Source organism: Mycetocola sp. Y719, assembly GCF_056713205.1.
This window is the reverse complement of sequence record NZ_JBWYGY010000005.1, coordinates 60,421-83,801: the sequence shown is the minus strand read 5'-3', so window position 1 is coordinate 83,801 and position 23,381 is coordinate 60,421. Positions and strand designations below refer to the sequence as shown.

Here is a 23,381-nt window from a genome sequence, read left to right as displayed (position 1 = left end):
GCGTCTTACGAATCTCTTCGCATTGGACGCGCTTCTTAGCGTTGAGGACAACGCTGGGCACTACTTGCTGTCGCACCACTGTTTTACTGTCAAGTCTTTGTCTTCCATCCCCCGCCGGCCCTGCAGCACGCGCAGAGATACCCTGCGTTTGCGGCTCACGCCAGTTGTTGGGGATTGTCGACCAAGTCGATGTTCTGCTGCCCGCGGCCTAGGTTTGCTTGCTCGGTTTCGAACGTGACCTATGCACTGCCTGGCAGTGATCCCAGCGCGGCACGGAGGCACGCACAAGAAATGTTGAACTAGATGAGTCTGACAGATGGAGCGGCATTGTGCAACCCGGGCGTGTCGCGCTCGGCGCGTCGTCGCCCCGACAGCCCCGATGGCCCGTTTCTCCGGCGGGAGAACGGCCAGCCGGCGGCCCCTGAGGGGGTGGGGCCGCCGGTGGTCGTGACCGATGAGGTATTTTCACGGCTGACAACCAGACTGCCAGACCTGAGGATTTATCACATCTGTTTTGGCGGACTCCCTGTCCCCCAGTTCGGGTGCCGTCCGATGACACGAAAAAGGGCCCGGCCTTTCGGCCGGACCCTTTTCTCGATCTATCGGTTCAGACTACTTGAGAACCTTGGTGACGGTACCGGCACCGACGGTGCGGCCACCCTCACGGATCGCGTAGCCGAGGCCCTCTTCCATGGCGATGGGCTGGATCAGCTCAACGGTCATTTCGGTGGTGTCGCCAGGCATGACCATCTCGGTGCCCTCAGGCAGCGTGATGACGCCGGTGACGTCCGTGGTGCGGAAGTAGAACTGCGGGCGGTAGTTCGCGTAGAACGGGTTGTGACGCCCACCCTCGTCCTTGGACAGGATGTATGCCGTGCCCTCGAAGTTGGTGTGAGGGGTGACAGAACCCGGCTTGACGACGACCTGGCCGCGCTCGACGTCTTCACGCTTGGTGCCGCGGAGCAGGAGACCACAGTTCTCGCCGGCCCATGCCTCGTCGAGCTGCTTGTGGAACATCTCGATACCCGTGACGATGGTCTTCTGCGTCGGGCGGATGCCGACGATTTCGACCTCGGAGTTCAGGGCGAGGGTTCCGCGCTCTGCACGGCCGGTGACGACGGTTCCACGACCGGTGATCGTGAAGACGTCCTCGATCGGCATGAGGAACGGCTTGTCCTTGTCGCGGATCGGGTCAGGAACGCTGTTGTCGACAGCTTCCATGAGCTCGAGGATCGAAGCGACCCACTTCTCGTCGCCTTCAAGAGCCTTGAGGCCCGAGACGCGGACGACAGGAGCGTCGTCGCCGGGGAAGCCCTGGCTCGAGAGGAGCTCGCGAACCTCGAGCTCGACGAGCTCAAGGATCTCTTCGTCATCGACCATGTCGGACTTGTTCAGTGCGACGAGCAGGTAGGGAACGCCGACCTGCTTTGCGAGCAGAACGTGCTCACGGGTCTGGGCCATCGGACCGTCGGTAGCGGCAACCACGAGGATCGCGCCGTCCATCTGAGCAGCACCGGTGATCATGTTCTTGATGTAGTCGGCGTGGCCGGGTGCATCGACGTGAGCGTAGTGACGCGCAGGCGTCTCGTACTCGACGTGCGAGATGTTGATCGTGATACCGCGCTGGCGCTCTTCGGGAGCCGAGTCGATCGACGCGAAGTCGCGCTGAACGTTCGTTGCCGAAGGGTACTTGTCAGCAAGCACCTTGGAGATGGCGGCGGTAAGGGTGGTCTTGCCGTGGTCGACGTGACCGATCGTACCGATGTTTACGTGCGGCTTGGTCCGCTCGAACTTGGCCTTAGCCACTATGGTCCTCCTCAGGACTGATGTAGCGAAGCCGGGCACTGGTTTGCAACCGGTTTGCTACGGGGATTTGTGTATTTATGTTACTAGGTTGCGGCTGGGGAATGCACAAGAGCTCTCTCGCGCACTCCCCAGACGCAGGGCGATTACTCGCCCTTGCTCTTCTGGATGATTTCCTCGGCGACAGCCTTCGGAACCTCCGCGTAGCTCTCGAATGTCATCGAGTACACGGCGCGGCCAGAGGTCTTCGACCTCAGGTCGCCGATGTAACCGAACATCTCCGACAGCGGGACCTTCGCGGCAATCACCTTGACACCGGACGCGTCCTCCATTGACTGGATCTGGCCGCGGCGGGAGTTGATGTCACCGATGACGTCGCCCATGTACTCCTCAGGGGTACGCACTTCGACGGCCATGAGCGGCTCAAGAAGAACCGGGTCAGCCTTGCGCGCGGCCTCTTTGAAGCCCATCGATCCGGCGATCTTGAACGCCATTTCAGACGAGTCAACATCGTGGGCGGCTCCGTCGAGCAGGATCGCCTTCACACCGACGAGCGGGTATCCGGCGAGGATTCCGACCTGCAGTGCGTCCTGGAATCCGGCATCGATGGAGGGAATGTATTCACGAGGGATACGCCCACCGGTGACCTTGTTGTCGAACTCGTAGGTCTTGTCGGCAGTGATCTCCAGCGGCTCGAGGCCGAACTGGATCTTCGCGAACTGTCCCGATCCACCCGTCTGCTTCTTGTGGGTGTAGTCGTGCTTCGGGACGGCCCGGCGAATCGTCTCGCGGTAGGCGACCTGGGGCTTGCCCACGTTCGCCTCAACCTTGAACTCACGCTTCATGCGGTCGACGAGGATGTCGAGGTGGAGCTCGCCCATACCGTGGATGACGGTCTGGCCGGTCTCCTGGTTCTGCTCGACGCGGAACGTCGGGTCCTCTTCGGCCAGCTTCTGGATCGCTGTTCCGAGCTTCTCCTGGTCCTGCTTCGTCTTCGGCTCGATAGCGACCGAGATGACGGGCTCAGGGAAGGTCATCGACTCGAGGACGACCTGGTCGCTCGGGTCGCTCAGGGTGTCACCGGTGGTGGTGTCCTTGAGGCCGATGACGGCGTAGATGTGACCTGCGGTCACGAAATCGACCGGGTTCTCCTTGTTGGCGTGCATCTGGAAGATCTTCCCGATGCGCTCCTTCTTGCCCTTGGTCGAGTTGATGACCTGGGCGCCGGAGTCCAGACGACCCGAGTACACGCGAATGTAGGTCAGGCGGCCGAAGAACGGGTGGACGGCGACCTTGAACGCCAGAGCAGCGAACGGCTCGGACGCGTCAGGGTGACGCAGGATGATCTTCTCTTCGTCGCGGGGGTCGCGAGCCTCGGTGGCCGGCACGTCGAGCGGGTTCGGCAGGTAGTCGATGACTGCATCGAGCATCGGCTGAACGCCGCGGTTCTTGAACGCAGAGCCACAGAGGACCGGGTAGATCTCGCTGTTGACGGTGAGCTTGCGGATCGCAGCCTTGATCTCGGCGACGGTCAGCTCTTCGCCACCGAAGTACTTCTCGAGCAGCGCGTCGTCGGTCTCGGCGACGGTCTCGAGGAGAAGCTTGCGGTACTCGGCAGCCTTCTCGACGAGGTCGGCGGGGATCTCTTCGATGGCGTACTTGGCGCCCATCTCGACGTCACCCTTCGAGTCGCCGCGCCAGGTCAGCGCACGCATCTCGACGAGGTCGACGACGCCCTCGAACTCGCTCTCAGCGCCGATGGGCAGCTGGATGACGAGGGGCTTGGCGCCGAGGCGCTTGATGATCGTGTCGACGGTGAAGTAGAAGTCGGCGCCGAGCTTGTCCATCTTGTTGACGAAGCAGATGCGCGGCACGTCGTACTTGTCGGCCTGGCGCCAGACGGTCTCGGACTGGGGCTCAACGCCCTCCTTGCCGTCGAACACTGCGACTGCGCCGTCGAGGACGCGGAGCGAACGCTCCACCTCGACGGTGAAGTCGACGTGACCGGGGGTGTCGATGATGTTGATCTGGTTGTCGCCCCAGAAACAGGTGGTGGCGGCAGACGTGATCGTGATGCCGCGTTCCTGCTCCTGCTCCATCCAGTCCATCGTGGAGGCACCGTCGTGGGTCTCACCGATCTTGTGGTTGACACCGGTGTAGAACAGGATGCGCTCGGTGGTGGTTGTCTTACCGGCATCGATGTGGGCCATGATGCCAATGTTGCGGACCTTGTTCAGGTCGGTGAGCACGTCAAGTGCCACTGGGTTCCTCCAGGAAGTTGAATGTGGATAGGTCGAACAGGCGGAACGGATGCCTCAGCGATCGGAATCGCCGAGGCATCCGCGCGCGACTACCAGCGGTAGTGAGCGAAGGCCTTGTTCGACTCGGCCATCTTGTGCGTGTCTTCGCGGCGCTTGACCGCGGCGCCGAGGCCGTTCGATGCGTCGAGGATCTCGTTGGTGAGACGCTCGGTCATGGTCTTCTCCCTGCGGCCCTTGGCGTAGCTGGTGAGCCAGCGAAGCGCGAGGGTGTTCGCACGGTGAGGCTTGACCTCGACGGGCACCTGGTAGGTCGAGCCACCGACGCGGCGTGACCGGACCTCAAGGGTGGGGCGCACGTTGTCGAGCGCCTTCTTGAGGGTGACGACGGCGTCCTGGCCGTTCTTGGAGGACACGCCTTCAAGTGCGTTGTAGACGATGCGCTCGGCGAGCCCCTTCTTGCCGTCAACGAGGATCTTGTTGACGAGCTGGCTGACGATCGGTGCGCCGTAGACGGGGTCTGCGACGACGGGGCGCTTTGGTGCTGGTCCCTTACGAGGCATTACTTCTTCTCCATCTTTGCGCCGTAGCGGCTGCGAGCCTGCTTGCGGTTCTTGACGGCCTGCGTGTCGAGCGCGCCGCGGATGATCTTGTAGCGAACACCGGGGAGGTCCTTCACACGTCCACCACGGACGAGGACCATCGAGTGCTCCTGAAGGTTGTGGCCTTCACCGGGGATGTAGGCGGTGACCTCGGTGCCGTTGGAGAGCTTCACACGAGCGACCTTGCGCATCGCCGAGTTCGGCTTCTTCGGGGTGGTGGTGTACACACGGGTGCATACGCCACGCTGCTGTGGGTTGGCCTTCAGGGCGGGGGCCTTGGTCTTTGTGACCTTCGGCGTGCGACCCTTGCGGACCAACTGCTGAATAGTTGGCACTACTTCTCCTTGTTTTTGCTGCACGGTGACAGCTGCAATGTGTTTGCTAGCATTCGCGCGAGGCGAGTTCATTTGGACCCACCGGCATCGCAGAAGAGCTTTGCTTTGAGGTGGTGGGTATGCCGTGGGGGGTGGCGCATGTGCAATCCGCCCCTGTGGTGTGTCATTCGTCCAGCTTCGCGTCGCACCGTTTCGGGCACGATCAGCTAGCGCGACAAAGCACACACCTCAAGAATAATAGCCTGTCGCGGTATGGCGGTCAAATGACCGCCGGTTCACTCGGCGGGAACGTACGTTGCACCGTCATCCGTGAATCCTTCGATGACGCCTCCGATGTCGAACGAGAACGGATCCGTGAAGATCTGGCCGGTCCCGCCAGTGGAGGGGTCCCTGGCGTCTGCTGTCGCCTTGGCCGATCCAGGGGTCTCGGTGACGATGGCCCAGGTGCCGTCCGAGAACTCCCCGATGGTGAACGTAGGCTTGGTGACGGTCCAGACGAGATTGGAGATCTCATAGTTCTGGGAGTTCGTCGCAGAGAACGGGCATCCGGGCGGGTCGAGCTCGGTCGAGGCGATGCAGTCGTCGAGCCACACATTTACGGCATCCGTCGCCGCCTGGGTGCCTTCCTCGGTGAGGGCGACGACCAGCGGCTCGGCCTCGGCTTCCCCGCCGAATCCGACGACGGATGCCGAGGTGGGCTCGGCGTCGTAGTAGGGGGAATCGCCGCCGAGCGCGACCGTGTAGGTGCCGGGAAGCGCGCGCAAAGCGATGGTGTTCTCACTACGGGCGGCTGTCGCGTCGATACCGCCGACCTCGATGACGGCATCCTCAGGAGCGACGATCTCGACGGACATCGTACCGATGGCCGGTTCCTCCAACGCCCAGTCGTCGAAGATCAGTGCATCTGAGCCCACCTTGTTCAGGGAGAACTCCTGGCCGTACGTTTCGCCACCCTGGGTGAGTGTTGCCGTGACGGTCGCCGAATCGCCTTCGACGGTGGAGTCGTCGATCGTATACTGGGTGATCCTGTCCTCGGCGTTTTCATATGCCTCGTCTGAGAGCAGAAGATCTGCTTCCCCGACGTCAGTGCCGGTGAGGGCCAGTGCCGCTTCAGCGTCACCGGAGGCGAGAGCGTCGAGGTAAGCCTCCACCTGAAGCTCGGGGGCGTGGGCCGCGCGACCGACGCTGATCGCGACGATGCCCCCGACGATGAGCAGAACGAGAATGACGGCGGCCACGATCCATGGCCACACCCTGCGCCTCCTCTTTGGTGGCGCAGGCGGCGGGCCCCAATCTTCGTGGACCTCAGTCGTTTCGGTCATCTCGGCCGTCTGCGGGTAAGCACTCGTCGACTGTGCCTGAGAGTACGGATCCGCCGGCGGCTGACCGTACGGGTTCTGCTCCGGGGGCGTCTGCCCGTATGGGTTGGGCTCGGGCGCGGTCTGGCCGTACGGGTTGGGCTCGGGCGGGGTCTGACCGTACGGGTTGGGCGGGAGCTGCCCATACGGGACGGCGGGCGGCTGCGTGTCCTGCCCTGGCGCCGGGTCACCGGGGAGACCCTGTTCACGGGGCGGCTGGGTGCCCTGGTTGTCGTTGGTCATCGTCTCCCCCGTCGGGTCTTGTCCACCCTCAGCGCCAGCATAGCGAGACGCCGTACACCGCCACAAAGGAAATCTCACGACCGATCGGCCGGGTCGTCACCAGGACGGTGGTGAGTCCAGCTCGAGGGTGAGGTCGGCGAGAAGCGCCTCGACCTGCGGTTCGACGTACAGGGCGACGGCAGCCTGAATGCGTTCGCGGTGCGCCTCGATGGAGATGCAGACGAGCTTGCCTGCATGGATGGCGCACTCGTCCGCGAGGCGGATCTCGGTACGGAGCGCGGCCTTCTCCTCATCGCTGAGAGGGTCAGGCGTGTCTTCTTCCCATGGTTCATCACCGGCGAGGCCCGCAAGGGTGAACAGGTACGGCTCCCCCGGCACTGGCTCGGGGTCGACGGGAAGTCCGTCGTACTCCGGGTCGAGCCCCCTGTCGGGCCGGTACTTGCTCGACCGCCGGAGCTCCGCCTCGCGGAGTTCCCTCTGCAGCAGGGGAAGATTGCGCTGCGTGTAGTCGTCGACGATGTCGTCGACGATGGCCTTCACCCTGGTGGAGAGACCATGCTGCACGGCGTGGGGCACGTCGTGGTCGAGGCCGACTGCCGCCATGATCGGCGACCCGAAGCAACGGCGGCACAGGCGGGTCCTTCCGCGGTGCGTGGACGGTTGCCAGCGCGGCAGCCAGCGCAGCCACGCATCGACTGCCTGACTCACTCGCGTGTCGAGCGACCGGTCCATGACTCCGAGGGTACTCGCCCTAGCGCTCCCACGGCCATAACGGACGCGCCGGATGTTCGCCACCTGTCGCGAGGACGAGCATGTAGACCGCGGACACCACCGAAGCGAGAACCCCGACGGACACGGCGTAACCGCGAAGAGCCGAGTCGGCGGCGAAGAGGACGAAACTGAACGGCTCTCCTGTCGTGATCGCGTAGAGCGCTGCGCCGACGAGAACATAGACCGCATAGGCGACGAAGCCGATCAGGATCGAGCGGCCGAGAGGGATCCTCACCGGATCCCCGGAGAAGGCTGCGATGGCGGCGCGAAGGTCGAGTTCGTAGCGCCTGGCCACGCCGAGGAGGAACAGCAGGACGGTGAGCACGGCGGCGCCGGTTGCCGCAGGTCCGACGAGCGGACCGGCATCCGACTGGCTCACGACGTCGGTGTCGGTGAGCAGGCTGACGAATCCGAAGGCGCAGACCACGAGGGCGAAGTACGCGACGACCGCGAAGACCACGAGCGTGTACGGAAAGGATGCCGGCCGGATCGGCGGAGGCAGCTCCCCGTTGTCTCTGGACACGAGATCAATCGAAGGCGACGCGCACCCGGTATTCGCCGAAACGCACGTCGGTCTTCGCTGGAAGCGGTGTAGCGACCTCGGGAGTGCACAGGGTTTCTGTGCCGTCTGCGGCGATGAGCACGGTACCGTTCGTCGAGTTGAGGTCGATGACCCAGACGCGCCCGTCCGAGATGCCGAGGATCGCGTGGGTCTTGGACACGCTGCGTTCGACGTCGTGAAGCGTGGCACGCTTCCGGACGCCGTAACCTTCCTGCTCCTGGGGATCCCGCCCGACAATGAGCCCCCCGGCCAGGGGAAGGACGGTGCCGTCGGGGAGGACGAGTCGGGGATTGTTGAGAGGAGCGACAGGCGCCGGCGCTGTCACCGGCGCCCCGGTCGCGGCTGCTGCAGCGGGCGCGAACGGCGTCGGCGCAACACCGAACTCCGGCCGGGCAACCGGGACGGGGGCGGCGTGGTCGGACGACGGGACCGTGTCGAGAGACGGTTCCATGCCAGGGGGCATGCCGATCCGGCGCACGGCGGTCGATGCTGCCTCGCCGACGGCAGGAGCGGATGCCGTCTCCGCAGCTGGGACAGGTGGGGCAGGCGGGGCAGGCGGCAGCTCAGGTGGGGCCTGCGGGGCAGGAACAGGGAGCGGCGGACGCGGCGGGATCGGGTGGCCGTTCCATTCGGTGTCGCTCATTTCGTCCCTCCGCCGGGTCGTCGACCGGGTCCGCGCCTCGGCGCTGTGAGGCGTTCCATCACCGAGCGTCCTGAATTGACGCGGAATCGGCTGACCTGTCGACGCCACCAGCCTACCGCCGCGCCGGCGCTCTCACTCGATTCGGCCGTCGTGCGCCAGAGGTCCTCGATCCGGTCGTCAGGCACGTCCCGTCCGGCGAACACCGCCTCGTCCGTGTCGCGCGCGAGCAGGGTCAGGGTGGCGACGCCCCCTGCCCGTTCGCCCGCGGCATCCGCATCGCCTGACGGAGTTGCCGGTGCGGTGGCGTCGAGCTGACCTCCGAGGTCTTCGGCGAACATCCGCCTCGTGCCGACGTCGGGAACGACGAACCCGAACTCCGCGTACCGGTCGAGAAGTTCGTCCCATGCGCCGGCCGCGCGCGCGTCCGAGGTCTCCGCCTCGAGCCGGCGTCGCATCCGCCTGCGCTTGATGGCGGCCACGATGAGAAGGGGTACGAAGTACAGCAGAAGCGGGATGCCGACGATCGCAGCGAGGATCCAGGCCCACATCGGAAGGACGAATGCTCCGTCGTCCTTGTCGTCGTCTTCGCTGTCGTTGATGTCGACCTCGGTGAGCAGGTCGTCGTCCTGCTTCTCCGCGCGCGGAGGCTGCCGGACCTGGGGCTGCGGTTCGGTCTTCGGCTTCGGGTTCTGGTCCTGCGGGATCTCCTTCTCGTCGGGCGTCGGCGAGAAGCTGACCCAGCCGACTCCCTGGAACGGTACCTCGACCCAGGCGGTGACGTCGTCACCGGTCACGGTGATGGTCTCACCGTCCTTGATGTCCTTCGGCGCGAACCCCATGACCACGCGGGCCGGGTAACCGAGAGACCTCGCCATGAGGGCGAACGCCGCAGCGAACTGTTCCTCGTCGCCGATCATCTGGTTCCTGGTGAAGAGTTCCTCGATCCGGTCAGCGCCATGCCCTGCCCGGGACGGGACGCTGTCGGATGCGAGGCCGTGACTGAGGAAGCCGTTGAACTTCACGGCCTGTTCCATCGCACGCAGCTTCTCGATCGGGGTCGTTGCGGTGCCGACGTACTCGGCGGCCTTCGCGGCGACGACATCCGGCACGCGCTCGACGATAGGCAGTTCCACAGCGGCGATCGGGACGTTCTTGAGTGCTTCCTCACTGAACTCGTCCTGCACGTCTGCGGTGAAGCTGTAGCTGTATCCGTCTTCGACGCCTGAGGTGAGCACTGTCGTCGCCGTTGCGGCGTTGTAGCGGAGGTCCTGAGTCTTGTCGACAGGTGCCGTAGGGAGGGAGAGCGTCTCCGGGTAGCCGACGACGGGAAGCCAGACGCCTGAATAGCCGCCCACGGTGATGCTCACGGTGCGCCCCGCCGAGGACTCGATCAGTGGAGGCGCCGGAAGTTCGGAGCCGACGAGACGGAACGAGCCCGAACCGTCGGTCTGGTCTTCGGGACCGGAGACATCCCACAGGCGTCCGTCGTAGCTGTCCATCACGGCGAGCCGGATCCGGTCGGACGCTGTCAGTCCCGTGGCGGTGAACAGTTCGGTCTCGCCGAGGTCCTTCGTGTACTTGCGGAACCCGCTGAGCGGACTCGGGTAGTCCTGCGGGTCGAACGGCGGCACGACCTCTTCGCGCAGGACAAAGCGGGACTCGGGTGCGGGGATGAGGATCGAGCCTGCGAGTGCGGCCACGAGGATGGCGGACACGGCGACGATCGCGCTGCCGAGAAGCTTGGTGCGGTTCAGCCCGCGACGTTCCTGGAGACTCGCGTTCTGCGCGGACCCTCGCCGCCAGCCGAGCCAGAGGAGGGCGAGAACAGCGAAGGCGATTCCGCGGAGGCTGGCGAGGAACGGTGTGGAGGTACCGATGAGGACGCCGAAGGCGTACAGGGCTACCGGTCCGATGAGCAGTGTGGAGAGCCGAGCCGCCGAGCGGTCGTGACGCTGGAGCCAGCGGAGGGCGAGCACTGCGCTGACCAGTCCGACCAGCCAGGCGGCGACGTACGGCAGCACGGTGATGTAGTCAGGTGCTCCTGCGGGCGCGCCGAGGGTGACGATGTCGGTCCAGCCGAACACCGAGCCGAGCGCCAGACCGCGCAGGGTGGTGAGGCTCGGAACGACCGCGAACAGCGCATCCGCCGGCATCGCGAATCCGCTGCCGAACACGAAGTAGAGGGCGATGGCGCCGAGACCTGTGAAGAACGCGTTCAGCCGGAACAGGTGCGAGAGGTACCCTGCTGCGGTGCCGACGGCGAGTCCGCCCAGGCCTGCGAGCAGGTATCCGCTTCCGCCGAACGCCGGCGAGAATCCCCAGATACCGAGCGCGGACAACGTCGAGACGACGGCGAGGTCGCGCCAGGCCGCCGGTGAGACGGTTCCGCGGGGCAGCTTGGGCGTTGGTGGGATCTCGGCTCGCTCCGCCCTGGGCGGTTTCGGTGCTTTCGGTGCCTTTGGGGCCTTCGGTGCTTTCGGGTTCTTCCGAAGCCGGGAAGTCTTCGGCGCCTGTGCTGCGTTGTCCGCTGCTGTCGGGTCGGTCATACGGCCCTCGCCATCACTCGGGGCAGGTCGCCGATGGCGCCGATGGTCACGATGGACAGCCCGGCCATCTCCTGGACACGCGGCCTCGACCCGTGAGCGATCTTCAGGGCGATCACATTCGTCTCGCCGCCGAAGAGCCGTTGAATAGCCCGGTAATCCTGTGCATCCATGCCTGAGCCCGCGACGATGACGACGACACTGGGCGGCGGAAGCCGCTTGGTGGCCTCCCTGGCGAAGTCGCGGGCCGATGCGGTCGAATCGGTGATCTTCTCGATCCGGCAGCTGTCGTCGAGCAGTGAGGTCACCGAGTGGGTCTTGAGGATCCGTCCCTCGGTCACGACGCTGATCTGGGTCCCGTCGCGGATCACCTGGGCGCCGATGGATGCCGACACCGACACCGCGAGCTCGAACTCGTCATCGCTGGCGTAATAGCGCTCGTCGCTCGTGTGGATGATGGTCAGCTGACTGCGCCTGGACTCCTCGAACTGGCGGATCATCAGTTGACCGGTGCGGGCGGAGGTCCTCCAGTGGACGTAGCGGACGTCGTCGCCGGTCACATAGGCACGGAGCGCATGGAACGAGATGTCGTTGTTGGTGATCTTCTTCGTGATCTGACCCTCGAGGTCGCGCACGAGTCCCGCAGCGGTGGGGTGCAGCCGTGTGGTCACCGGGTGGACGAACAGTTCGATGGTGTCTGTCCAGCGCACGGCACGCCGGAACAGTCCGAGCTGGTCACCCCGGACCGAGACGGCAGGCCCTGCGAGGATGACGGCACGCCGGTTGGTGGGCACGGCGAAGAGTTCCTCGGTGTCGGCTCCAGGCTGGAGCGAGCCGATGGCGAACTCGGCCAGGCCTTCGCCGACCGGCACCTCGAGCGTTGTCGCCGCCGCGGTCTTCTTGCCCGTGTTGGTGACGAGGACGCGGCCGATGGCGCGCTCCCCCACGGTCACACGACGCGGGTTGAGGGCGATGTCCACGGCGTAGCTCGCGCGCCCGATGAGGAACAGGGCGGCGACGGCCAGGGCAGCGAACAGGGTCAGGGCGACGACGGTCAGTTCGGCCCAGCCGAGGATCACTCCGACGACCAGCGCAACGACGGCACTGCCGAGGACAAGTGCGCCGAGCCCGCTGATGATGCTGAGGTACGGACGCGCCCCGGCCCAGGCCCATCCGACCCATGACGAGACGATGCGCCAGACGGCCGAGGCCGGCGTGGCGATCGCCCGACCGGCCCGCCGCAGCGGCCCCAGGTCGAGCCTCAGGCGCCGTGCCGGCTTCGCGGCCGGTGGCACGGCTGTGCCGGGCTCCTGGCGTGGCTCGTCGACGACCGGCTCAGGGAGCACGGGCGCTTCAAGGCTTGTCGTCATGGGTGGTTTCCGGGGATTCAGGCGGCGCGGTACGCGGGAACGGGAAGCTCCACGAGGATGCCGGCGATGACGTCCTCGGCTTTGACGCCGGCGAACTCGCTCTCGGCGTCGACGATGAGACGGTGGGCCAGCACGGGGACGGCGAGCCGGTTGACGTCGTCAGGCGTCGCGTAGGCGCGGCCGTGGGCGAGTGCCCAGGTCTTGATCATGCGAGCGAGGGCGAGGCCACCGCGCATGCTCACGCCGAGAGCAACGTCCTTGTGCGACCTGGTCGCGTGCACGATGTCGGTGATGTACTCCATCACCGAACGGTCGACGTGAACGGCGGATGCCAGCTGCGACATGGCGATGAGCGATGGGCCGCCGATGATGGGGCTGATCTGTGACGCCCGGGAACGGTTCGCGGAGTCGAGCAGGAGGTCGACGGCGGTCGCGCGGTCGGGGTAGCCGAGCGACGTCTTGATCAGGAAGCGGTCGAGCTGGGCTTCCGGGAGCTTGTACGTCCCAGCCTGTTCGACCGGGTTCTGAGTCGCGATCACCATGAACGGCTTGCCGACCGGGTAGCTCTCGCCATCGACGGTGACGACACCTTCTTCCATCACCTCGAGGAGCGCTGACTGCGTCTTCGGGGACGCCCGGTTGATCTCATCGGCCAGGACGACGGAGGCGAAGATCGGGCCCTTGTGGAACTCGAACTTGTTCGTCGACTGGTTGTAGATGGTGACACCGGTGACGTCGGACGGCAGCAGGTCAGGGGTGAACTGGATCCGCGAGTTCGTGCCCTCGAGAGTGTTCGCCAGCGCCTTGGCGAGCACTGTCTTGCCGGTGCCGGGGAAGTCCTCCAGGAGCACGTGCCCCTCGGACAGCATGGAGGCGAGCACGAGCTTGATCGTCTCTTCCTTGCCGAGGATCGCCAGGCTCACGTTGGCCACGAGGGACTCGAACGCCCCGGCGAACCACGCCGACTGCTCTGATGTTACTGACACTGTTCTCCCTGGTTTCTGTCTGGATTCGTCACGGCAGGGCGTAGCCCTGGCTGGTGTAGTCGCCGATGATCACGCGGACACCGCAGTCGGACATCGTGCCGGCCTGGACGTATGCGGTCAGGCGGTGGGTGTTGTTGCCGCCCATGGCCACGCTGTAGGTCCGAGAGATGTTCGACCAGGTGCCACCGCGGCAGTACTGCGGGGTGACCTGCTCGGTGCGAGACGGCCAGTTCTCGACCGTGTACTCGATCTTGTACGAGTTGCTCACGCAGCCGTTGGGGTCGCAGTTGGTTCCGCCGTCGTAACCGCCGACGTGCGTGACCTTCTTCTCGGGCGGCGGTTCGTTCTCGACCACGACACTGTTGGACACCTGGCCCCAGGGGCCACAGCCACCTGCACCACAGGCCTGGACGCGGCCCTGGTTGTAGGTTCCTGCGCCGACACTGTTGGTTCGCGCGGAGGTACCGGTCACGTTCCCGTTGCCTGCTCCGTTGACTTCCCAGTTGTAGCTCGTGATGCTGCCACCGGTGTCGCTCGGCCTGTTCCAGTCGATCGTCATCGTGGAGTTCGCCCAGCGCTGGTCCCTGGTCAGTTTCACTCCGGTGGGAGCGCTCGGCTGCCCGTACGACGTCGCCGATGCCGACGGTGACCTCTCGCTGTCCCCGACGTTGTTCGTGGCGAAGACGTTGAACGTGTAGGTTGTGCCGTTCTCGCCGGCGAAGTTCAGTGTGTTGCCTGCCTGGCCGGTCTGCCTGACGCCGTCGTTGCGGATGACCGTGTAGCTGGTGATCTCGGCTCCGTTGTTCGACGGCGACGGGTTGATGTAGACGGCGATGTTCTTCGGGCTTGCTGTGAGCGTCGGAGCCTGCGGCTGGTCAGGGGCACTGGTGACGATGACGTCAGCCCTGCCCTGCGCATGTCTGCTGGGATCCTCGGTGGCATCCTGGACCTTGTAGATGACGCTGACCTGCTGGCTCTTGTCCGGCCCAGGGGTGATGATGAGGTTCGGCCCGCTGATCGACACGGTCGCGTTGCCCGAGTTCACCGTCGCGTCGATGATCTTCAGCGGCTTGTCGGGGAACGGGTTGAAATCGTTGGCGAGCACGTTCATCGTGACGGACTTGCTTGATCGTCCGTTCGGCTCGACGTCGTCGACGGTCGATGGGAGCGGCTGCGATGACGATACGACGCGCACGTGCACGGTGCCCGGGATGGTGAACTTCTTGTAGGTGATGGTGAAGCTCAGAGTCGTCGCCGTACCCGGCTGGACACCGAACGGGGCAGAGACCGTGAGGGTCGAGCCAGACAGCCCTGCCACGATTCCGCCGGTCGCCGGCGAGAGTCCGCTGTAGCTGAGGGCGGCCAGGACCTCGGGGTTCGGGTGGTCGCTTGCCATCCGAAGGTCGAGCGTCTGCGCGGGCTCTCCGGCCTCGATGGTGAGCTCGGGCGGCGTGAACGTCGGAGGGACGTCCTTCATCTCGGGATCGCCGACGGTGATCGGCAGCACGAGGACGGCCACTCCTGTGCTCGACCCGTCCGTCGCCTCGAAGGTGATGCTCGCCGGGCCGCGGTAGTCGAGAGCGGGCGTGAAGGTGAGCGTGTCGTCGTCGACGTAGTTCGGGGTGCCGTCACTCTTGATGGCGCTGACAGTTTTTTCGCCGGTGATGCGGATGTCCTTGCCGGTGGGCGACTCGGCGATGTCGGACAGCTTCCACGACTTCGTCTCGTTCATGTCGACGTACTGGGTCGGCAGGTTGAGCTTGATCCGCGGCGGGAGGCCGTCAGAATACGGCGGCACGACGATGAAGGCGGCAGCGCTGAGATCGTCCGTGGTGTTCGTCAGTCGATAGGCCACTGCCGTCCTGGCGTCCCCAAGGGTGACACGGACCTTGCCATCGGCGAGCAGCTCCGCGCTGTCCTTGTTGGGGCCCTCGATCGAGATCTCCAGGTCCTCGACCCGTCCGCCTGAGTTGTTCGCGCCCTTGGTCACATCGATGTCGACGGTCTTCTTCGCGAGCACGTCTTCGGGCTCGACGATGTGGTCGATCAGGGTCGGCGGCGCGATCGTCGCATCCTTGGTCACCCGCACCTGGACGAACGCGGTGTCGAAGCCGCCCTGCCCGTTCGTGATCTCGTAGCGGACGACGAAGCTCGTCTCCTCATCCGGCGCTTCGATCTCTACCGCACGCTTGTTCTTGACGGTCGCCGTGATGCCCTCAGGCACGTCCTTGAGCTTCTTGCTCACTTCGATCGTGTAGCCGTTGGGGTCGGAGTCGTTGCCGAGCACTGGCACGGTGGCTACGCGGCCCGGTTGGACCTCGATCGTGTCATCCACGGCGATCGGCGGTGAGTCCTGCTCAGGCCGTTCGATGACACCGATCCGCACCACTCCGAGTGCCGTCGCGCCGTAGACGTCCTTGACCTTGTAACTGAACACGTCGGTGCCTGCCGAGCCGGGCGCGGCGGTGTAGGTGAACGACGTGCTGGTGGAGTCGGTGACGCTTCCGTACGCCGGCGCTGTCGCCAACCCGTCGAAGACGACGGAGTCGCCGTTCGGGTCGAGGCCGTCGAGGGGAACGTTCACGGTGACCGAGGAGTCGGCGAAGACCCTGGCGGTCAGTGTCTTCGGCGCCGGTTCCTCATTGACGTTCTTGTCGGCGGCGACGACGTTGAAGGTGACCGTCGCGACGGCCTTCTGCTTGAAGTCGTCTGTGACCGCGTATGTGGCCGTGTAGACACCGGGTTCGCGCGGGGCCTGGTACCTGACCCTGTCACCCGCGACGAAGGCGAGACCGGCCTGCACCGGCTCGGCGAGGTCGGGAGCGAGCGTCATGACGGCGTTGTCCGGGTGGATGTCGTTGTCGAGAACGGGCACGCTCGCGATGTCGCCGGCTCGGACGGTGACGACGTCGTTGGCCGCGATCGGAGCCTGGTGCTTGGTCAGCGGAGGCACGGGGACGATCGCGATGGTGCTGACGGTCTCGTTGACGCCGTCAGAGACGGTGTAGCTGAACTGCAGCTGCTCGGTCACTGCGGCGCTCGACGTCACTCGCACGACGGAAGAGTTGAGGACCTCGATCGACAGGACGCGGGCCTCATCAGGGATGTCGAGGGACCGGAGGGCGAGGACCTTGCCGCTCGGGGAAACATCGTTGGTCAGCACGTTGAGCACGGTGGGCTCGTTCGGGCGGAGGTAGCCCGTGTCGTGGACGGCGATCGGCGGCTGGACCTTCTCCGGGACATCCTTGACGTCGACACGCATCATTCCGATGCTCGTCGCGGCGCCTGCGCCGACCGTGTACTGGATGTAGTAGACCCCGGTCTTGCCGGAGACGATCTGCATCGAGTTGGTGTCGGGCTTGAGCGTGATCGACATCCCGCCCTGCAGGGCCTCGGCTCCGAGGAGCGCCAGCTGCCCACCGTTCGTCGAAAGGTCGTTGGCGATCGGGAAGGCTTCGACGGGCTCACCGACGAAGGTCTCGACGTGGTCGGGGGTGCCGATCGGGTTGAGAGTGCCGGTCGCCTTGACGTCGACGGTGAATGTTCCTGACGCCGTCTCGTTGCCGTCGGAGACGACGTAGACGATGTCACGGGGCCCGATCTGGCCGGAGGTGTGCGTGACGGTGACGAAGCCCTCGTGAGAGAAGCGCACCAGGTCACCGTTGTCCGACACCGCCGACTGGAGGAACACGTCGTCGCCGTCAGGGTCACGCCAGTCGATCAGCGGGTTGTACGTGATGCTCTGGCCTGCTTCGACCGAGACAGCGCCCTTGCGCTGCTCGACGGGAGCCGAGTTGGCCTCCGTCGGCATGATCGTCACGCTGACGTTGGCCTCGGAGACGCCACCGGTGCGCCCGTCGGAGACGGAATATCGGAACGAGATCGTCCCGGCTGCCTGATCCGCGTTCGGCGTGAACTGGAGCGCCCGGCCACCGTCGATGAACTCGACGGTGCCAGATTCGGGCACGAGACCCTGCAGGTTCCTGCCGATGGTGAGCACGTCGCCGTCGGGGTCCGTGTCGTTGTCGAGCACGGGCAGAATGGTGCTCTTCCCCGGCCGCGCACCGAGGACGTCGTCCCTGGCGATCGGCGGCCGGTTCTGTTCGGTGCGGTCGGCGAGGGTGTCCTCGAACGACTGGGTGGAGGCCTTCTCGTCGCCCTCTTCGCCGTCATCCTCCTGCGGGGGTGTGACTTCTTCCCAGTTCTTGACCAGGCGCATGTTGGCGTCGACCAGCCAGACATCTCCGGTCTGCAGGTTGTTGAGCGCGATGACGTTGCGGTTCACCCGGAATTCGAGCTTCGCGCCCTCGGCGAGTGGTTCGATGGCCTGTCGGGACACCGGGGCGTCACCACAGGCGGCGACGTAGACGCTCGCCCCTGACCACGCACCGTGGGCGCAGCCGTTGAGGTTCACCGGCGAACTCACCTCGCCCGGCTTGGTGATCGCGTTCGTGATGTTCGCCTTGATCGTCTGCGGGGTGCTGTCGTTGAGCCTGACGCGGAGGAGCGACGAGCCTGTGGCGACGACGACCTCTCCCCCTGTCGCACTGACTTGCTGGAGCTTGAGCGCCTTGCCGGGGAGATCGATGGATGTCGAGGCATCCGTCACGATGCGGTTTTTCGAGAGGTCGAGGATGACGGCCTGCTCCCCCGCGGCGGTGAGCTGGTAGTCCTTGAGCGCAGGGAGAGCCGTCACGGTGGGTTCTCCACCGGCGAGCGGGTAGGCGTAAAGCTTCTTCTTCTTCGGCGACACCGCGAAGACCGTTCCCTTGCTCGAGACGACGCTCTGGGCGTTCGCGCCGAGCTTGGCGATCGGGTCGGTGTCGATCGTCGAGAAGCGCAGTTCCCCTGCCGTGCTCGTCACCCACAGTTCGCCCGTGTCAGGCTCGAGGATCGACAGCATCGCGTCTCCGAGAGAGAGCGTGGCATTCGGCGGGAGTTCTGCGCGCTGAACGAGGGTGGTGAAGGCGGAGTCGATGCGTTCGACACTCGAAGCGGACCGGTCGTGCAGGAGCACGTTCTCGCCGTTCTGCAGCACGTCGATGTCGTTGGAGACGGTGGAGACGGCCGCGTTGAGCTCCTCGATCTGGCGGTTCAGCCGGCCGGCTTGCAGCTCGGTGCCGTTCGTGACCCAGACGTCCCGCGCGCTGAGGTCGACGTCGGTGACGGGGAAGCCCTCGTGGAGCACCGCGACGGTGACAGGAACAGCGACGAGAAGGGAGAGCGCGACGACGGAGGCAGTGACCTTTCGCGTCTTCAACCACTTCAACACGTTGTCGTCCCCCCACGGCCCATACGGTTGTCGGTTCCCGGAATACTCGGACAGGAACCGGGTCTACGCTAACACGCCGATCACGCCGCAATTTACAGTCATTTGAATGCTTCCAAACGCCCCTCGGACGAGGGTCAGGAGTCGGTGAGCGCGGATGCTTCTGCCGGTTTTTCCCGGTCCAGGAGGACCAGGTCATCGGTGTCGACGAGCCTCGAGGACACGGCGTATTCCACGAGTCTCGCCCGGCGTCCTGTGGCGAGTTTCCCCCGGCCGCCACGCAAGCCGCGAACCCCGATGCGATCGAGCTTGTCGCAGACGTTGTCGAGTTTGCGGTTGAAGGCGGTCTGCGTCCAGCCGAGCCTCGCGGCGGCATCCGACGACGCAGGAATCTCGCCCCTGCCGGGGGAATCCTGCCTGAGCACGTTCTCGGCGAGCGCCACGATGAGCAGGCGCTGGCTGCTCGTCAGATGCACGGGCCCGACGGTCGTCGTTCCTGACTGCAGTGTCGTCATGGCGGTCGTGCCGAAGTACTCCGGCTCCGAGTGGATCGTGAACTCGTACGTCGTCGACCCGGCGCTGAACATCACCTGGAGCTCGGGGAAGACGACCGGCAGTCGGGCACCGGGCGCGAGCCACGCCTGCACCTGGCCAGTGGTGTCCGTGACCGTCGCAGCGAGGAGGTTGCCGACGTTGGTCAGCCACCAGAGATCGTTCTCGTGGCTGATCGAGAGGAAGCGCCGGTGAAGAAACGGGTTCTCGTCGATAATCAGGTCTGACTCACGCCCGACGAAGAATGGTTCGCCAGGGGTGATGTCGTACCACTCCCCACAGAACTCGATGCGTGGCGCTTTCACTTGCTGCACATCTCCAGTGGCTCGGTTGACGTCTTGCCTGTGCTCCGGCGGAGAACGACCTCGATGCAGACCTGGCTGCCGTTCGTGACGCCGTCGATTGTCGCCGACTCGGATGCCGTCGGCACCTGTTCGCCCGCGTTGGGACCGTCACTGCGGTGCCAGATGTACTTGTCGCCGTCCTGCGGGTCAGGGTTGGCCCAGGTGAAGGTGAAGGCCGTGCCGGCGGCATTGGGGGCGACGCTGACCTCGTCAGGGGTCGGGACACCGACCGTCACGATGTCGGACGTCGCGGTCGGGCTCGGCGTGGGGTCCTCAGGCGCGGGCGCGAAGATTACCGCAGCAGCGATTCCGCCCCCGAGAACCAGCACGCCTGCGGCGCCTGCGAGGATCGGCCAGAGCTTCCGGCGACGAACCGGTTCGCTCACCGGCTGCGGCTCGACGACGGCCTCTCCCCGCTGACGGATAACGGTGTGTTCGGGGGCGTCGGCGACCGCTGGGGTCTCGTGAGGCTGCACAGACGGCATCCGGCGGATCACGGTGGGGTCGGCGGCGGAACGGGGCGCTGCGGGCTCGACCGGCGGCTGTACTGCCGGCTGGGCGTGCACGGTGGCCACCCCGCGGATCCTGGTCGCATCCCCGGCGTCTGCGGCGTCCGCGTCGTGGACACGTTCGAGGATGGTCAGATTGGGCACGTCGATGGCGGTCGGAGCGTATGAGAGTTCCATCTCGACGCGCTGCAGGGCGCGGGCGAAGTCCACCGCTGTGGCGAACCTGTTATCTGCGGAGACCGACATCCCCTTGGTGAGGATGGAGACGAGCGACCTCGGGATGTCGTCACGCGTGATCGGGGTGATGCTCCCGCGTTCGATCCGGCCGATCAGGTCGACGGTGCCGTTCGGCTTGCCGGGGACTTCGAACGGGGTGTGGCCGACGAGGAGGGTGTAGAGCGTTGCCGCCAGCGAGAACACGTCGCTGCGGACGTCTGGCTGGGGGTGGTCGTCGAACATCTCGGGCGGGGACCACGGAATGGACATGCCGATGGTGCCTGTGGCCGTGGCCGCGCCTGCCGCGTTCATGGCATCCCGCGTCGTCGTGTTCACGGGCAGTTCGATGTCGACGGCGCTCGAGATGCCGAAATCGGTAAGGGCCGGCCAGCCGTAGTTGTTGGTGAGGACGTTCGCGGGCTTGATGTCGCGGTGCAGGATGCCGGCGGCGTGCGCGGTCGCGACGGCGCTGGAGAGTCGGACACCGGTGCGCAGGGCGTCTGCCACGGCGAACCGGGACCGCTTGTACTGTTCGGCGAGGCTCGGTCCCGAGCAGTACTCCATCACGAAGTACGGGCGTCCGTCTGCGGCGACGGCTGCGTTGTAGATGGTGACGATGTACGGGTGCGCCGACAGCTGCGCCATCAGGTTCGCCTCGGCCACGAAGGCCGTCCGGGAGGTGTCGCTCAGGTCTTCGGACGCGAGGACCTTCACCGCCACGAGCCGCTTGGGCAGTTCCTGCTCGTAGAGGTAGACGTCGCTGAATCCGCCGGAGCCGAGCAGGCGGCTGTACCGCAACCCGGGGAGCTCAGGCGGGGTGGCGACCTGGCGTGCCGCCACGCTATGCCTCGCTCACCCGGAGGACGATGTCGCTGCCGAGGTCGATGGCCGTGCCCGTGATCACCGGCGTCGGCTCGCCCGCGCGCAACAGCTGCGGGAGCTTGCCAGGTGCGATGACGTGTGTTCCGTTGCTGGAGTGCAGGTCGGTCACGACGACGGTGTCGCCTTCGACGGACACCCGGACGTGGCTGCGTGAGATGTCGTCGCCCGTGAGGGTGACGAGGTGCGGAAGAACGGATGCCGGGACGTTGGAGACGCTGGGGGCGCGACCCAGGATGACCGGGGCGGTGAGCGCCTGGGATTCGCCGCCAGGCAGTTCGAGGACGTAGCGATGCCCTGCGGGCCGCTGGGCCGGCGGCTGTGGGGCCGGCACCCGGGGTGCGGCGCCTGCAGCGGTCTTCTGTCGAGCGGCGAGGATGTCTGAGGCGAGCATCGTCCGACCGTCGTGGTCTCCTGGCGCAGAGGTCTTCTCTGCCGCGGGAGCGGCCGACGTCGTCCGGGGCGTGCTGAGGAACGCGGGCTCGGGCATCGACACGGCATCGTCGTCCTCCGACGGCTGCTCGACGGCGGCGGCGCCGACCGGGCGGAAGACCGTCGCTCCGAAGAGGTAGTCGTAGCCGTCAGCATCCGCCTCCGTTGCGGGCGCTTCGGTGGCCGCGACGTCGTCTGACGCACCCCGCGTCGCGGTGTGGAAGACCCGGGTCTCTTCGTGCAGGGAGGCGGCAGGCGCCTCGACCGGCACTTCGTCAGGCGCATCGACAGGTGGCTTCGGCGCGCTGGCGGCGGCCTCAGGCGGCGCGACCGGTGCGGGTGCGGCGGATGCCGGCGCCGACTCCGGTCGTGTCGAGGCCGTCGCGTGGTCGCCGGCGAGGGTCACTCTGCTGACCCAGGCTGCGCCGCTCTGCAGCGGGAGGACGGGCACTGATGACGGTGCCGATGGGTTCAGTTCGACGGTGAACCCGGTCGGCGACTCGATCACCTGTTCCGTCCAGGTCGTGACTCCGCGCGAAGAGACGCTGACGGTTCCGTCTGCGGTGTCAACGGTCACCACGGCGTCGCCGCGCACGATCACCCCGAGCCCTTTGTCTGTCAGCTCTCCGTCGACCCAGAACAACAGGGCGAACGGACCGGTGGCGCGAAGCCCCTGTGCCGTGAGGACTTCGAGTACCTGCTGGACGGACGTTCCCGCATCGCCCGTCGCCGCGAGCAACCCGACCCGGTCGGAGCCGTCGTCGACCCGCGCCACAAGAAGACGGCCGGCCGTCGCGACGGCCAGCCACTCGTGCGTCTGCGCAGGCGCATAGCTGTACCCGGTCATGCCACCCCTCACACTCTCGGCAGGGTCTGCTCGAGATAACCGAGAGACCGATTTTCATGATAGCCCGGGCGCGGCGGAGTCGTGTTGACGGTGCGGGAATCGACGATGAGCACGGTGACGTTGTCGTGGGCGCCTGCTTCGAGGGCGAGCTCGACCAGACGATCGGCCGGATCGGCGACTCCCGAGCGCAGGACCGCCTCGATCTGTTCCGTCGACACCTCCCTGGTGAGACCGTCGGAGCAGATCAGGAAGACCTGGTGGTCGGACGCGGGGAGCAGCCACACGTCGGGGTCGGCATCGACCTCGACCCCGACCGCGCGGGTCACGACGTTGCGCTCCGGGTGCGTGAGCGCCTCGAACGCGGTGATCGACCCGGCGTCGAGGAGTTCCTGGATCGCCGAATGGTCGACAGTGACCTGGCGGAGAACGGTGTTGTCCCAGAGATAGACGCGGGAGTCGCCGATGTTGAACGCCATCCAGTGGCAGTCGGCCTGGCTGGACAGGCTGACGAGGGCGAGACCGGCGACCGTGGTCCCGGCGATCCCGGACTGCTCAGCCCACGACATGATGAAGGAGTTCGCCGCGGTGATTGCGGTGAAGACGGCTTCGGGAGTCGTCGGCTCCCCCGGTCGGATGCTGTGCGACAGCTGGTGGACCATGGCCTGGCTGGCGAGGTCCCCCCTGGAGTGACCTCCCATGCCGTCCGCGACGGCGAAGATCGGGGCCGCGGCCACGAGGCTGTCCTCGTTGTGCTCGCGCACGTGGCCGGTGTCGCTCCGACCGGTCACCGCGACGGTGACGATCGACCGCGAGGTCCTGATGGTCTCGACCCTGGGGGCCATCTCTACTCGATCCTCTG

16 protein-coding genes are annotated in these 23,381 nt (G+C 65.9%); all 16 read right to left on the bottom strand.

Features of this window, described 5'->3' with window-relative positions; genetic code table 11:
• Positions 1–612 precede the first annotated feature (612 nt).
• Positions 613–1,806 carry an elongation factor Tu gene (gene tuf / locus AC1M0F_RS15835; protein ID WP_480239231.1) on the bottom strand — a complete coding sequence of 398 codons (1,194 nt, stop codon included), beginning with the start codon at positions 1,804–1,806 and terminating at the stop codon, positions 613–615.
• Positions 1,807–1,949: 143 nt separating this feature from the next.
• Positions 1,950–4,064: an elongation factor G gene (gene fusA, locus AC1M0F_RS15830; RefSeq protein ID WP_480239230.1), complete on the bottom strand. Its 2,115-nt coding sequence runs from the start codon at positions 4,062–4,064 to the stop codon at positions 1,950–1,952.
• 89 nt (positions 4,065–4,153) lie between these two features.
• On the bottom strand, positions 4,154–4,624 hold the full coding sequence (gene rpsG, locus AC1M0F_RS15825) for a 30S ribosomal protein S7 (protein WP_480239229.1): 471 nt from the start codon (positions 4,622–4,624) through the stop codon (positions 4,154–4,156).
• Positions 4,624–4,998 (bottom strand): 30S ribosomal protein S12, encoded by a 375-nt coding sequence (gene rpsL / locus AC1M0F_RS15820; protein WP_108391783.1) that lies wholly within the window; start codon positions 4,996–4,998, stop codon positions 4,624–4,626. Before rpsL ends, rpsG begins: the two co-directional genes overlap by 1 nt.
• Positions 4,999–5,273: 275 nt before the next feature.
• Positions 5,274–6,599 (bottom strand): zinc ribbon domain-containing protein, encoded by a 1,326-nt coding sequence (locus tag AC1M0F_RS15815; RefSeq protein ID WP_480239228.1) that lies wholly within the window; start codon positions 6,597–6,599, stop codon positions 5,274–5,276.
• Between the two features lie 96 nt (positions 6,600–6,695).
• Positions 6,696–7,331, bottom strand: coding sequence for a spermidine/putrescine ABC transporter substrate-binding protein (locus tag AC1M0F_RS15810; RefSeq protein ID WP_480239227.1), 636 nt, complete (start codon positions 7,329–7,331; stop codon positions 6,696–6,698).
• A gap of 19 nt (positions 7,332–7,350) precedes the next feature.
• Complete coding sequence (locus tag AC1M0F_RS15805; protein ID WP_480239226.1) at positions 7,351–7,893, bottom strand: DUF6121 family protein; 543 nt, start codon at positions 7,891–7,893, stop codon at positions 7,351–7,353.
• Between the two features lie 4 nt (positions 7,894–7,897).
• Entirely contained in the window at positions 7,898–8,575 is a 678-nt protein-coding gene (locus tag AC1M0F_RS15800) for an FHA domain-containing protein (RefSeq protein ID WP_480239225.1), read from the bottom strand.
• Complete coding sequence (locus tag AC1M0F_RS15795; protein ID WP_480239224.1) at positions 8,572–11,121, bottom strand: transglutaminase TgpA family protein; 2,550 nt, start codon at positions 11,119–11,121, stop codon at positions 8,572–8,574. The genes AC1M0F_RS15800 and AC1M0F_RS15795 overlap by 4 nt, the downstream gene beginning before the upstream one ends.
• Positions 11,118–12,488 carry a DUF58 domain-containing protein gene (locus tag AC1M0F_RS15790; protein ID WP_480239223.1) on the bottom strand — a complete coding sequence of 457 codons (1,371 nt, stop codon included), beginning with the start codon at positions 12,486–12,488 and terminating at the stop codon, positions 11,118–11,120. The genes AC1M0F_RS15795 and AC1M0F_RS15790 overlap by 4 nt, the downstream gene beginning before the upstream one ends.
• A gap of 17 nt (positions 12,489–12,505) precedes the next feature.
• Positions 12,506–13,474, bottom strand: coding sequence for an AAA family ATPase (locus AC1M0F_RS15785; RefSeq protein ID WP_480239222.1), 969 nt, complete (start codon positions 13,472–13,474; stop codon positions 12,506–12,508).
• A 28-nt stretch (positions 13,475–13,502) separates the two neighbouring features.
• Entirely contained in the window at positions 13,503–18,746 is a 5,244-nt protein-coding gene (locus tag AC1M0F_RS15780) for an Ig-like domain-containing protein (protein WP_480239221.1), read from the bottom strand.
• A 134-nt stretch (positions 18,747–18,880) separates the two neighbouring features.
• A complete protein-coding gene (locus AC1M0F_RS15775; protein WP_480239220.1) occupies positions 18,881–19,600 on the bottom strand; it encodes a hypothetical protein in 720 nt (239 codons plus the stop codon).
• On the bottom strand, positions 19,597–21,204 hold the full coding sequence (locus tag AC1M0F_RS15770) for a serine/threonine-protein kinase (RefSeq protein WP_480239219.1): 1,608 nt from the start codon (positions 21,202–21,204) through the stop codon (positions 19,597–19,599). The genes AC1M0F_RS15775 and AC1M0F_RS15770 overlap by 4 nt, the downstream gene beginning before the upstream one ends.
• A 1-nt stretch (position 21,205) precedes the next feature.
• Entirely contained in the window at positions 21,206–22,522 is a 1,317-nt protein-coding gene (locus AC1M0F_RS15765; protein WP_480239218.1) for an FHA domain-containing protein, read from the bottom strand.
• Between the two features lie 8 nt (positions 22,523–22,530).
• Positions 22,531–23,364, bottom strand: a complete 834-nt coding sequence (locus AC1M0F_RS15760; protein ID WP_480239217.1) for a PP2C family protein-serine/threonine phosphatase — start codon at positions 23,362–23,364, stop codon at positions 22,531–22,533.
• Positions 23,365–23,381 lie beyond the last annotated feature (17 nt).

Excerpts from the sequence above, each read along its gene's own strand:
- rpsG (WP_480239229.1), bottom strand. The coding sequence starts at position 4,624 with ATGCCTCGTAAGGGACCAGCACCAAAGCGCCCCGTCGTCGCAGACCCC.
- AC1M0F_RS15815 (WP_480239228.1), bottom strand. The coding sequence starts at position 6,599 with ATGACCAACGACAACCAGGGCACCCAGCCGCCCCGTGAACAGGGTCTC.
- AC1M0F_RS15810 (WP_480239227.1), bottom strand. The coding sequence starts at position 7,331 with ATGGACCGGTCGCTCGACACGCGAGTGAGTCAGGCAGTCGATGCGTGG.
- AC1M0F_RS15800 (WP_480239225.1), bottom strand. The coding sequence starts at position 8,575 with ATGAGCGACACCGAATGGAACGGCCACCCGATCCCGCCGCGTCCGCCG.
- AC1M0F_RS15795 (WP_480239224.1), bottom strand. The coding sequence starts at position 11,121 with ATGACCGACCCGACAGCAGCGGACAACGCAGCACAGGCGCCGAAGACT.
- AC1M0F_RS15790 (WP_480239223.1), bottom strand. The coding sequence starts at position 12,488 with ATGACGACAAGCCTTGAAGCGCCCGTGCTCCCTGAGCCGGTCGTCGAC.
- AC1M0F_RS15765 (WP_480239218.1), bottom strand. The coding sequence starts at position 22,522 with ATGACCGGGTACAGCTATGCGCCTGCGCAGACGCACGAGTGGCTGGCC.
- AC1M0F_RS15760 (WP_480239217.1), bottom strand. The coding sequence starts at position 23,364 with ATGGCCCCCAGGGTCGAGACCATCAGGACCTCGCGGTCGATCGTCACC.